The organism is Candidatus Buchananbacteria bacterium CG10_big_fil_rev_8_21_14_0_10_42_9 (assembly GCA_002773845.1).
Classification (GTDB): Bacteria; Patescibacteriota; Patescibacteriia; order Buchananbacterales; family 21-14-0-10-42-9; genus 21-14-0-10-42-9.
In genome coordinates this window covers 1-12611 of sequence record PEZZ01000022.1, presented here as the reverse complement: position 1 = coordinate 12611, position 12611 = coordinate 1, and the positions used below count along the sequence as shown (strand labels likewise).

Here is a 12611-nt window from a genome sequence, read left to right as displayed (position 1 = left end):
TACCTCAAGGGCAATACGATGTGTTTTTTTACTCATATGACACAAGGTTACTTTTCTTCGACCTCTGTGTCTAGTTTATGGGGTCCAGGTCACCTTGCATATACGGATTTAAATCAATCCAGCGCGTACGTTTTAAATCGGAAAAACTTAAACAAAAATCCTGCTGTTTAATCGCTTCGATATCAAAGGCATCAGCTTTGGATTGTGGCAAATAAAATAATCTTTTTGGTTGTATTTCAGCGTCGCCGTTAAGTTTTTTTTGATAATCACTATTTGTATATACCGGTACATCCTTAAAAATTTCTGCCATCCCCGCCTGACCGCCAAGCCCAAGGCGATTAGCGCGATGAGTACGATTGCCAATTGTCTTAAAAACTATGTCATCAATTTTTTCTAAAGCTATAATTGGAGTGCCGTCTTCGGCATAATCAGTAATAAAATCAATGGATTCTAAATATTCAAAAACAGAACGCCGTGATGCTTCTAAGCGTCTTAGGTAATCACTATCTACGTCCTGTCCTTCGACTTCTTGTTGAGCTTCAGGCTGGCTGCTAAAAATAGCTTTTTCTTCTTCGTTAGTGGGTTTATATTCCCTTAACATACCTTAAAAAGTTTAGCTTGCAAGGCTAAAATAAGCAAATCCGTAAACTTGACAGGTTTTTTTTGTTAAAGTATACTATTCGACACTTAAGTAACTTGATTTTAGGGCGATTTTTAAAAAACAGCCCGATCAAGACTTATCCGACGGATAGGTTAATCAAATATTTATTTTGACCTATCCTGGGTCAATTTTTTTATGGCAGAACAAGTCAAACAATCAACCGGTTCTAAGCTTCAAGAATTACTTGAAGATAGCCAATACACCACTTTACCAAAACTAGGTGAGCTAGTTAAAGGTAAAGTTATTAGCGCGGCCAAATCAATTGTGCATGTTGATATAGGCGGCGTGACTTCTGGTGTGGTGCGCGGTAAAGAAATCTTTGACGGCTCTAAAGAATACGCTAATTTAAAGCCAGGCGATGAGGTGGAAGCCACGGTAATTGATTTAGAAAATGAAAACGGTGAGATTGAACTGTCATTTAGTTTTGCGGGCAAACAAAAAATTTGGGCCGAACTTAACCGCTTACAAGAAACTGAGGAAGTGACCAAGGTCACTATTGTTGACGCCAACCGCGGCGGTTTGATGATTAAGGCCAATAACGTGATGGGTTTTTTACCGGTGTCTCAACTTTCGGCTGAGCATTACCCGCGCGTTCCGGGAGGAGACAAAAACAAAATTTTAGAAAAACTAAAAAGCTATATTGGGAAAACTTTTAGCGTTAAGGTCTTAGATGCGGTAGAAGATGAAGAAAAATTGATTGTGTCGGAAAAATCTGTTTGGGAAGAACAGCTAAAAGAAAAAGTTTCTGAGCATAAAGTTAACGATATTGTTGACGCCAAAGTTATTGCCACCACCGATTTTGGCGTGTTTGTGGAGTTTGGCGATAAATTAGAAGGTTTAATTCACATCTCAGAACTTGCCTGGCAACGCATTGATGACCCGAAAGACGTATTTAAAGTCGGCGATGTTATCAAGGCGCAAATAATTGAAATTTCAAACAATAAAATATTTTTATCAACCAAGCGTTTGCGCAAAGACCCGTGGCTGGAAATTGATAAAAAATACAAAATCGGCGACACGGTGACCGGGTTAGTCTTGAAAGCCAACCCGTTTGGGTTGTTCGTTGAGTTGGATCCTGATATCCACGGCTTAGCCCACATTTCAGAACTATCCTACGGTCCAATTAATAATGTTACTGACATTGCCAAATCCGGCGATAAAATTAAACTTAAGATTATCTCAATTGATCCAAAAAATCATCGCCTCGGCTTAAGTTTGAAAGCGCTAAAAGAAAAACCGGAAACTTCAGTTATCATTGAAGAAAAAAGGCCTGCCAAAAAAACTGAAGCCAAAACTAGCGCATCGGCAAAAGATCAAAATGGTCCGGGAGCTAAGCCAAAATCAGATGCCGCGAGTGTGCAAACTGATAGTGGCAAACAAAATAGCGAAGAAAAAGCCACCCAAGGAGAGGTAAAATAAAATTGGTGACTGCGTAATTATTCCGATTAGCAGTAAAGTAAATGAAATGGCTTGCAGAGTCATTTTTATTTTCCCCCAAACGTTAGCGGAAATATCCTCGCCTCTCGATTTATAAATCCAACCGGCAATAATAAAACTAATATCAAGCAAAATCACAATAATTGTAGTGTAGTAAAAATAAGGCAGAGCAGTAACTAATAAGACGGTGCTAATCAAAAGCTTATCGGCAATTGGGTCAATCGCTTTGCCCAGTTCGGTAATTTGATCTCTAGTCCGAGCCATTGAGCCGTCAATCGCGTCAGTAAAGGCAGTAATCAAAAAAGCCGGAATGCCCCAAGTATAATTGCCGGTAATTAAAAGCCACAATACAAACGGGGTTAAAATAAACCGCAATATAGTCACGTGATTTGGCTTAACCGAATGGGGTATAAAAGGCAAAATGGTTTTCGCCAAAAGCTTATCTTGCGGATAAATCTTGGGAGAGGAATGAGTTTCTAGCATGCTATTATTGTAACTGGTAAATAGCCTGACGTAAATAACAAAGTAAGAATAATTACGTTACCTCTTGCGGCAAATGCCATTTATCATTATACTATGTGGGAGAACTAATAATTTCAAACATGAAAAAACTTTCTAAAAATCTACTTATTTTACTTTTAGTTTTTGTGTCAATCGCCGGACTATTTAGCGTTTACACTTCGCCACTGCAATCGCAAGAAAAAATTGATATCTCCACTTTGGTTACTCAAATTGAAAACGAAGCGGTTGAGTCTATCGAAGTTGACGGCGACAAGCTGGTGGTTACGCTAAAGGACGGCACCGTAGAAACCGCCCAAAAAGAAACGGCTGAGTCCTTAAGTTCGCTACTTGCTAATTACAATATTTCCAACGAACAGCTAAGAGGGGTAAAAATTAGCGTCAAGGAAGCGAGCGGCTTAGACTTTTTCTTAATTAATATTTTACCGTTTTTAATTCCGTTTTTGCTAATTGCCGCTTTTATTTGGTTTATGTCCCGTCAAGTTCAGGGGGCTAACAATCGTGCCATGATGTTCGGGCAAACGCGGGCGAGAGAATACCATTCGCAAAACTTAAAAACTAAAGTTACTTTTAAAAACGTCGCTGGCGTAGAAGAAGCCAAGCAAGAACTCCGCGAAGTGGTGGATTTTTTACGCAACCCTAAAAAATACCTAAATTTAGGCGCGCGCATTCCCCGGGGCGTTTTACTCATCGGCTCACCCGGTACAGGTAAAACGCTATTAGCCAAGGCGGTGGCCGGAGAAGCGGGAGTGCCATTTTTTAATATTTCTGGCTCTGAATTTGTGGAAATGTTTGTCGGCGTGGGCGCTTCTCGCGTACGTGATCTTTTTCGTAAAGCTAAAAAAGCTGCGCCTTGCATTTTATTTATTGATGAGCTTGACGCTGTTGGCCGGCAAAGAGGCACCGGACTTGGTGGCTCTAATGACGAACGGGAGCAAACTTTAAATCAAATCCTAGTTGAAATGGACGGTTTTGATGAGACCACTAACGTAATTGTACTTGCCGCGACTAATCGGCCTGATGTTTTGGACCCGGCCCTACTTCGCCCCGGACGTTTTGACCGCCGCGTTAATTTGCCGCGGCCGGATATTCGCGGGCGAGAACAAATTTTGCAAGTTCATGCTAAGAAAAAACCGCTAACTAAAGAAGTGAATTTAAAGGCAGTCGCCGCCCGCACACCTGGATTTGCCGGCGCGGATTTGGCAAATTTACTTAACGAAGCGGCAATTTTAGCCGCTCAACGCAACAAACAAAAAATAGAGCAGCAAGATATTTTCGATAGTATTGAAAAAGTTATGCTTGGCCCCGAACGCCGTTCTCACATTATGAGCGACAGGGAAAAAAAGATAACGGCTTACCACGAAGCTGGCCACGCCTTGGTGGCTCACAGCCTGCCAAATGCCGACCCAGTACACAAAGTTTCAATTATTGGCCGCGGACCAGCTGCCGGATACACTTTAAAACTGCCTGAAGAAGATAAAAATTTTCATAACAAATCAGAATTTTTAGATGATATGGCAGTTATGCTTGGCGGTTATGTTACCGAACAAGAAATTTTTGGAGAAGTTACAACGGGCGCATCCAACGACTTAGCCCAAGCGACTAAGCTCGCTCGGCAAATTATTACTGATTACGGCATGAGTGAAACTTTAGGCCCGCGCACTTTTGGTAAAACCGAGGAACTGACTTGGCGGGCACCAAGTTTTGAACATCGTGACTACAGCGAAAAAATGGCGGAAGCAATTGATAAAGAAATCACCGGCTTTATCACTCGGGCGATGAAAACGGCGCAAGAAGTAATTAAGAAAAAGCGTAAAAAATTGGAAAAAATTGTTAAAGTTTTGCTTGATAAAGAAACTTTAGAACGCGACGAATTTGAAGCGCTTCTCAAAACCGCTTAAATTCAGTAAAATAAACACTATAAAACTTCTACCCCATGCGCTATAAAGACGCCTTAATAAGAGGCGCGCAAATTATTTGGCATAAGCAATCTTTAGTTATAATTGGCTTTGTGGCCGCCTTTTTTGGCCCTGGCCGAATTTTTACTTTTTTAAGATCATGGACTTTGACGCCTGGTGATTTGACTGGTTCTTACTTACAAAATTTGATTTGGACTTATGATCGCTTGGGTGTTTTTCAAGCCCAAACACTCCAAGGCTTAGGCCAGTTGTCACAATCCAATCCGGGCCGCTTGGCTGTAATCATTACTATCTTTTTAATTGCCATTGGATTAGTAATTTTTTTAGCTTGGCTAAGCTCCATTGCGCAAAACGGTTTAGTTAATTCTTTACGCCAATTACACGATAACCGAGACGTTAAGGTCAGGCGAGAATTTTTTATCGGAAAAAAATCGGCTTGGACAGTTTGGACAATCAATTTGTTAAATCGGCTAGTTTGGGTAACTTTAGGCGTGTTGCTTTGGGGATTATTAGCCCGAAATGAGTACTTTTTTGGCTTTACTGAACTTGGCATATTTTTACTAGCTTTAATTATTGGCATGCTTACAAGTGCTATCGCGAGACTCGCCATCCTCAATGCCGCAAGCCACAACGACAGTATCGGCCACTGCCTAAGTTTAGCGCTGGCTAAAGTTAAAAGAAACTTTAAAATGATTAGTGGTTTAGCCATCGTCACATTGGTAGTTGAGGGTTTAGTGATTTTAACGGCCACCGCTTTAATCGCCGCGCTTAACGTGCCGATGGCTACTATTATTGGCGCCACCACATATTTAAGTAGTAGCTTTTTGTTTACGTCTAGTTTAATTTTTGCCAACGTGGTAAATATTGCCATAGAAATTTTAACTCTAGCCGCCCTAACCGTTTTCGTTTGGTCGCTTTGGGTTGAAGCTTGGGAAGAGTTAAATTAAATTTTAAATCAACAAGAAGTGCGGGTATGCGCTTTTTTTGTTATAATAGTTAAACCATGCCAACTTTAAACCCATTATCAAATTTAAGGAGCTCGCGGTCGAAACCGCAAATTTCTAGCGGCAAAACAGCTGGCGCGTTGGAATCAAAAATGCATCAGCTCAATTTAGGCGCGTTGGAAAAAGAAACCCAAGCTAAAGCGGCCGGTAACGGTTTTCCCTATATTAATTTAGTTGGCCTGCCCATTAGCCCGGAGACCATCGCCGTAATTGACGAAAATCAATCAAAGCAACTGCAAGTAATATGCTTTTATAATGGCGATAACACCATCAAACTCGGCGCGGTTGACCCAAACAATTCGGCAGTAGCCGAACTTTTGAGGCAGCTAGAAGAGCAATACCACAATCAAGGCCAGCTATACATGATTTCGAGAAATAGTTTTGAACAAGCTTACAAATTATATGCCGTGCTACCCAAGATAACAAAAGTAGTCGCCGGCCTTGAATTAACCGAAGAAGACTTAAATAGGTTTGCCGCCGGTATTAATAATTTTAAAGATATCCAGGAAGGCATCAAAAAAACTTCCATGACTGACCTAGTTACTTTTATTGTGGCTGGGGCAATTAAAAATAACGCGTCTGATATTCATGTTGAGGCGGAAGAAAAAGAGGTCAAAGTGCGATATCGCATAGATGGCATTTTGCACGACGTCGCGATATTAGACAAAAAACTATGGAAAAGAATAATTTCCCGATTTAAGTTGCTTTCACATCTTAAAATTAACATTACCAATAAGCCGCAAGACGGGCGCTTTACTATTTTTATCAAAAATCAAAAAGTTGAAGTGCGTGTTTCAACGCTACCAACATCGTACGGCGAAAGTTTAGTCACTCGGCTTTTAATGCCAGCATCACTCAACTTGCCATTTGAGGAACTGGGCATGCGCGGCAAGGCTTACTTGGATTTGCTAACCGAGATTGAAAAGCCAAATGGCATGATAATTACCACCGGGCCAACTGGTTCGGGTAAAACAACCACATTATATTCTATTTTAAAGCGCTTAAATAAACCTGAAACTAAAATTATTACGCTGGAAGACCCGATTGAATACCACTTAGACGGCATCGCCCAAAGCCAAATTGAGCCGGAAAAAAAATATACTTTTGCCAATGGTTTACGAAACATTTTACGCCAAGATCCAGACATCATTATGATTGGAGAAATTCGCGATTTGGAAACGGCGGAAATTGCTCTAAATGCCGCTTTGACCGGCCATTTGGTCTTGTCTACTCTGCACACCAACGACGCCGCTGGGGCCATTCCCCGATTTTTAGCCATGGGCGCCAAGCCATTTTTACTCTCACCGGCTTTAAATGCAGTCATTGGCCAACGGCTAGTTAGGAGAATTTGCTTGGAATGTAAACAGGTTGATAAAATTGACCCTAAAAACTTAGAGAAAGCCAAAGCTATTTTAGGTAAGATAAATACAACCGTTAACAAAGTAAAAGTTCCTGACTTAAACAAGCTTAAGTTTTACAAAGGCGGTGGCTGCGAAGAGTGCCAAGGTATCGGCTTTAAGGGCAGGATCGGGATTTTTGAAATTATGCCGATGAATAAAGAATTAGAATCTTCAATTTTAACTGGCAATGTATCAGAATATATTATTCGCGATATCAATCAAAAAAATGGCATGTTAACCATGGTTCAAGACGGCTTATTGAAAGCGATTGATGGCGTCACTACCGTGGATGAAGTTTTCCGCGTCGCCTACGACATCTCAACTAAAGGGAGCCGGTAAGGGTAATCACGCGCTGCCTTTCAGACTGGCCTAATTTTAAATTTAACCACACGGCATCTTTAGGCAGGTGCTGTTTTATTTTATTTGCCCATTCAACTATAACTAATGATTTAGGATCATTAATATAATCCATTGCGCCAAATTCCCCAAACTCTTTTGGCGAATCTAAGCGGTAGCAATCAATGTGGACTAAAGTTTCAAAGATGCTTGATTTAGCCGAGTTCACTCCGTTAGAATCTTTGCTTCTAACTGGGTAAATATCCATTAGAGTAAATGTTGGGCTAGTGATTTGATTTTTTATGCCTAAAGCTTCGGCTACCCCTTGCACTAAAGTAGTTTTACCTGCGCCCAAATCGCCGCTTAAAGCCACGGCCGTACCGGGCCTTAATTTATTAACTAAATTATGGCCAAATCTTTTAGTATCTTTTGGGCTATTTGAAATAAATTTTTTCATACGACACAATGTCGTCCTGAACTTGATTCAGGATCCAGGGTTTCTGGATCCCAGATCAAGTCTGGGGCGTCAGTATTTAGTTAGGCTCAGCTTTAATCTTTTGCCAGGGGGTAAAATCCTTTTTTAAAACTTTAAAGTATCCGGCCGCGGCAATCATTGCCGCATTATCGGTAGTTAGTTTCTTTTCAGGTAAAATTAAATTTACATTTGGTATAGCTTTTTTCAATTTGGACCTCAGTTCATTATTGGCGGCTACTCCTCCGCCCACAATGACGGCTTTAATGTTATACTTTGCCGCCGCTAGCTTAGTTTTAGTAACTAAAATTTCTACGGCCGCCGCTTGAAAACTAGCACAAATATCATTAATTATCTTATCGGAAAACGGTTGCTTTAATTTATTTACGGCATATAAAACCGACGTTTTTAAGCCGGAATAACTAAAATTAAAATCACCCGAATCAATCATTGGCCTGGGAAAATTAAAAGCTTGGGGATTGCCTTTAGTTGCTCGCTTAGCAATCTCTGGCCCTCCCGGATATGCCAAACCTAAGGTTTTACCGACTTTATCAAAAGCTTCGCCGACAGCATCATCCAAAGTTTGACCGATATTTTTAAAACTAAAACGATCTTTCATGTAAACAATTTCGGTATGTCCGCCCGATACAATTAATCCAAGGGCAGGAAATTTAATGTGGCGAGCATTTTCAGTGAGCCAATTAGCATAAAGATGGCCTTTTAAATGGTCAACGGCAATTAATGGTTTTCGCCAAGCATATGACAACACTTTGGCGGTTTCAATGCCTACCAATAATGACGTTATCAATCCCGGCTTGTGAGTTACCGCGATGTAATCTATGTCTTTTGGTTTGACTTTGGCCGAAGTTAAAGCCTCCTTTAAAACCGGAATCACTTTTATCACATGATTGCGCGCGGCTACTTCGGGCACCACGCCGCCAGTTTGCCGATGAATTTTAATTTGCGAATAAACCACGTTTGAGCGCAACGTAAATTTGCCGCGCTTCACTTCTAGCACGGCTGCCGCCGTTTCATCGCACGATGTTTCAATGCCTAATATTATCATAGCGCTATACTACACAAAATCCTTAATTTTGGCAAAAAAACAAAAAACAGAAATATTAACTTCTGGATTTAACAAAATTTTTATATTAATTAAGCTTCCTGAAGCTCCAAGGGATTATATTCAACACGATTAGCTGCCGCTTCTTTAATCTTTTCTAAAAATTCTCGCCTTTGATCTTTTTTATCACGTGGAATTTTTTTAAGTGCTTCTTGAATAACCTCAGCATCATCTAGCAGCCCTAAGCGCCACATCCCCTCTATTGCCGTATCAATATCTCCTTCCTCCAGGGCGGCATTTGTAAAATGTTGTAAAATTTCTGAGTCACCTTTTAGGTTTCGTGCCTCTCTTCCAACGGAAGCTTGAGGCGTTCCAAACTCTTTAACATACTTTATATACAAATCCTTTGGCACATCTTCGGCTAACAGGCGGCTGCTTTCATCATCTTTTATATCATATGCTCTAATCGCGACTTCATCTCCATAAACTGGCTCATTTGGATCCAACAATCTGTCATATTCTTCCCCAGCAATTTGCTCGACGTAATCTTCTCCTGAGCGTGCGATGGACTCATTAACTGCCTGCGTATTTCTGGCAGTTGCAATGTCAAAAGCTTTGAAGAATGACTCAGGCCCCTCTAATGGTTCAGTGCGGTCTATGTCGCGCTTATCTCTATAATCCGTTACTATGGTTTTTTCAGGCAAAGATAAATCAACAAAACCAATATTCTTTAAAGATCTCATTTCACTTAATATACTGCCCTCATTTTCAGGAGTGACTTGACCCCAACCCCCCCCTTAACTGTGCGTACTTTTCAATGTTATTAGTTAAAAGGTAGTAAGCTTGCCTGCCCTTTTCTTCTTGCCTTCTTTGCTCAATTTCTTGTTAATGTGCAATGTGCTGTTCTATTAAATCCCGATTTCGTTCAGGGTCTTTTTCCGGGGATTCCTCATGAGAAAGATTTTCTGATTCTAAACCTGGTCGTTTTGGCATAAAAATAATTAATAATCAATTACGCCCTCCTGGCTATAAATAGCTTAGTCAATATATAGGTGTTTGTAAAGTTAACTTTTTGCCAAACTCTCGGCCTCTTCCATCATGGTCTGAACTGTAATTTCTTGCCCGGCGCCAATGCCAAAATGAGCATAAGTGTTGCCTTTATCATCAACTAAAATAATTTTATTTCCCACACCAGGTAAAACCAATTCTTGATACTTTTTGTTGGCATAAACATTTTTAAAACCAGCACTAATATACCAACCGTCGACGTGATACTCAAATCCGCAGAGCTTTTCCTCGGAAATTGGATTTTTGCTGATACTAACTATATAGCGCCAATTTTTTGCCTCTTTTAATAATTTTTCTACTTGCTCTTCGCTCAAAGCCTCTGGTTTAAAGTATCGCGCTCTAACTTTGGTCGGCGTGGCATTAAGGTGGTTGAACAAAATTGAAGTTTTGTTAGGAATATCAATTTCACTTTCCACGCTCAACACCCCCGATAATTTTTTGGCTTGGGGTTCAGTATAACCTTGAGCCACAGCGCGATTCACTGCCCGCTGCGGATTACGCCCTTGGCTTAACTCATTAAATAAAAAATTCATGGTACCGTTTAACACGACATGAACCGCAACTATATTTTTATTGCGATATTCTTTAGCAAAATCTAAAATGCGCGAACTGCCGCCAACGGTCGCGTTGAATCCGATACGATCCAAATTCTTTTCCAGCTTATGGTAGTAATTTGCTAGCGCGCCCTTTTCGCAAGTAACTACCGGGATGCCAAGCCCAACAATTTCATTAATGTATCTGTAAGCCCGCACACCGTCATCGGTGGTAGGGATCGCTAAAAATATGACATCGCATTGTGGTATATATTTTTTATAATTTTTAGATTCGTCAATTTTTTCTAATTTAGAATTAAAAACACCGGAGCGGTTTAGACCAAAAACAACCTCCCATCTCCGTTTCAATGCCTGGGCGATAATTTCTTTGCCAATATTACCAACCCCAATAACTCCTATTTTCATACATGTTCAGCTAAAAAACCGGCTTCGCGGTTGAAGTCGGTTAGTTTCTTAGTCATTGCAATACCACACTTCAACCACTCGCTGTCGCGGCCATAGTCGTCGTTGCGGTGATGGCGTGTAGCTTGTCCATATACTAACGTAAGTATATCGCATATCTGGATATTCGGTCAATTTATTGACATTCTGCTAATTTTTGCTATGATTAGCGCGTTCTTTGCAAGCAATTTGCCATTCGCTATTTGCTATTCGCTAATTGCCAACCCGGCCCCATCGTCTAGTGGTTAGGACACCAGGTTTTCATCCTGGTAACGGGGGTTCGATTCCCCCTGGGGTCACTTGAACGCGCTTTTCGGTGCTGGGCGATGATGGAGAAAGGCAAATCCAGCGCAAAATCAAGGGTTTTCCCCTCCACAATGCGGTTCGAGGTTATGGTCCGCACGAGATCGCGCCGCACGCGCGAATCCCCGTGTAAGTACTGTATATACGCGCTATCCGACCGTTCGACGAACTTACGGACGCGCTCGCGGATTTTGCTGCCATCCTCTTCCAATGTGTTCAATCGGTCCTCCACATTCCGCTGATCCCGGAGCAGGCGTTCCCGCCTCTCGTTGAACGCTTCCTTGCCGATTAGTCCATTAATCAGAGCATCAGTAAGCCTGTCAAGCGTCACTTGTATCTCACGCTGCTTCAACAGTAGCGCTTGCCGTTTACTCTCGGTTGTCTGTTTCGTCGTCGCGCAGTAGTTATCCGCTTCAACTGTTAACGCCTGCTTCTCCCTATCAGACAGCCGGACAAGTGAAAACGTGTGCAACATTCTCTTGTCCAACGCATCTTCGCGCACGGTCGTCGTCGGGCATGGGGTCGTATGACAGCGGTAATACACGTATCCCTTCTGCCGTTCGCCGATCAACGACAACCCGCACGTCCGGCATTTAAGTAGACGCGAAAAGGTAAAATGGTGCTTCTGAATCCGCCGGTACACCCGGCCGTGCAGGATCGCCTGCGCCCGATCGAACACCTCCGCCGTTACCAGCGGTTCGTGCACCCCCGGAAACATTTCCCCCGTGCGCTTCAGCCGGATTACTCCCATGTAGAACGGGTTGTTCAAGATGCAGGAGAGGCCGTTGAGCGTGATCCTTCCGTTGGAGTTGTTTCGGAGCCCCCGCGCGTACATCTCCTTCTGCAGAGCCTTCAGGCTGTATGCGCCGGTCGCGTACAGCTCGAATACCTGCCGGATCAAGGGCGCTTTCGTCGGATCCGGTATTTTCGGTTTGCCCGATCCCCGGTTCAGATAGCCGATGGGCGCCTGCAACGGATAAAGCCCCTGCTTCAGGCGGCCGTACAGCCCCTTGATGGTTTCCTCACGCAGGTTTCGGATGTAGTCGGCGGCGACGACCGGTGGACCAGCGGCCCGAGGGAGAATGCCTTGTTCGCCAAACGGGTGCCCCGGCTCGACGTACGGTGGACGCCGCTCCGCATCGAGCTCGATTGGAGCCGGCCGGACAAAGTCACCATCGAGGATAAACACGCCCAACTGGCGCTGTGCCTCTTGCTCGTTCGCGATCTGCGCACCCGCCGTATCCCGTTCGGGTTCGGTGTCAACCGCGGACAGGGCACGATCGACGTCGAGTCCTGCGCCGTCGAAGGCGATTTGCCGGATTTGGGTCTGCCGAACGACCGTCTACGCAGGCTGTTTGGCGGGGAAACGGTTGAAGAGGAAGACATCCAAGAGGTGAAGGCGGCGTGGGCTGCGGCCGTGGAACGAGAATTTCA

Annotated in this window: 10 protein-coding genes, 1 tRNA gene and 1 pseudogene; 5 read left to right on the top strand and 7 right to left on the bottom strand. The window is 42.8% G+C overall.

Annotation, left to right across the window (positions count from 1 at the left end):
* Window positions 1-70: 70 nt before the first annotated feature.
* On the bottom strand, window positions 71-601 hold the full coding sequence (locus COT81_03110; GenBank protein PIS05077.1) for a hypothetical protein: 531 nt from the start codon (window positions 599-601) through the stop codon (window positions 71-73).
* 195 nt (window positions 602-796) lie between these two features.
* Between COT81_03110 and COT81_03105 the strand changes: the two genes are divergently transcribed.
* The gene (locus tag COT81_03105; GenBank protein PIS05076.1) at window positions 797-2080 is read left to right on the top strand and encodes a 30S ribosomal protein S1; all 1284 of its coding nucleotides are present in this window, start codon (window positions 797-799) and stop codon (window positions 2078-2080) included.
* Here the strand turns inward: COT81_03105 and COT81_03100 are convergent.
* On the bottom strand, window positions 2003-2581 hold the full coding sequence (locus COT81_03100; protein PIS05075.1) for a hypothetical protein: 579 nt from the start codon (window positions 2579-2581) through the stop codon (window positions 2003-2005). The two genes, COT81_03105 and COT81_03100, sit on opposite strands and share 78 nt — an antisense overlap.
* A 119-nt stretch (window positions 2582-2700) precedes the next feature.
* On the opposite strand from COT81_03100, the gene COT81_03095 reads away from it, so the two are divergent.
* Genes COT81_03095 through COT81_03085 form a run of 3 tightly spaced genes read left to right on the top strand, consistent with a single transcriptional unit; the run spans window position 2701 to window position 7279 of the window.
* Entirely contained in the window at window positions 2701-4518 is a 1818-nt protein-coding gene (locus COT81_03095; protein ID PIS05074.1) for a cell division protein FtsH, read from the top strand.
* Window positions 4519-4553: 35 nt separating this feature from the next.
* The gene (locus tag COT81_03090) at window positions 4554-5483 is read left to right on the top strand and encodes a hypothetical protein (GenBank protein ID PIS05073.1); all 930 of its coding nucleotides are present in this window, start codon (window positions 4554-4556) and stop codon (window positions 5481-5483) included.
* A 56-nt stretch (window positions 5484-5539) separates the two neighbouring features.
* Window positions 5540-7279, top strand: a complete 1740-nt coding sequence (locus COT81_03085; GenBank protein ID PIS05072.1) for a hypothetical protein — start codon at window positions 5540-5542, stop codon at window positions 7277-7279.
* On the opposite strand, the gene COT81_03080 is transcribed toward COT81_03085, so the two are convergent.
* From COT81_03080 to COT81_03065, 4 genes are all read right to left on the bottom strand, one after another.
* Window positions 7263-7733, bottom strand: coding sequence for a tRNA (adenosine(37)-N6)-threonylcarbamoyltransferase complex ATPase subunit type 1 TsaE (locus COT81_03080; GenBank protein PIS05071.1), 471 nt, complete (start codon window positions 7731-7733; stop codon window positions 7263-7265). The two genes, COT81_03085 and COT81_03080, sit on opposite strands and share 17 nt — an antisense overlap.
* 76 nt (window positions 7734-7809) lie before the next feature.
* Window positions 7810-8814, bottom strand: a complete 1005-nt coding sequence (tsaD, locus tag COT81_03075; protein PIS05070.1) for a tRNA (adenosine(37)-N6)-threonylcarbamoyltransferase complex transferase subunit TsaD — start codon at window positions 8812-8814, stop codon at window positions 7810-7812.
* Window positions 8815-8903: 89 nt separating this feature from the next.
* Window positions 8904-9554: a hypothetical protein gene (locus COT81_03070; protein ID PIS05069.1), complete on the bottom strand. Its 651-nt coding sequence runs from the start codon at window positions 9552-9554 to the stop codon at window positions 8904-8906.
* 321 nt (window positions 9555-9875) lie between these two features.
* Window positions 9876-10838, bottom strand: coding sequence for a hypothetical protein (locus COT81_03065; GenBank protein ID PIS05068.1), 963 nt, complete (start codon window positions 10836-10838; stop codon window positions 9876-9878).
* Between the two features lie 263 nt (window positions 10839-11101).
* Here COT81_03065 and COT81_03060 point away from each other — a divergent pair.
* Window positions 11102-11173, top strand: a tRNA-Glu gene (locus COT81_03060).
* A gap of 650 nt (window positions 11174-11823) precedes the next feature.
* Here COT81_03060 and COT81_03055 read toward each other — a convergent pair.
* A pseudogene (locus COT81_03055) lies at window positions 11824-12498 on the bottom strand (hypothetical protein).
* Between the last annotated feature and the right edge of the window lie 113 nt (window positions 12499-12611).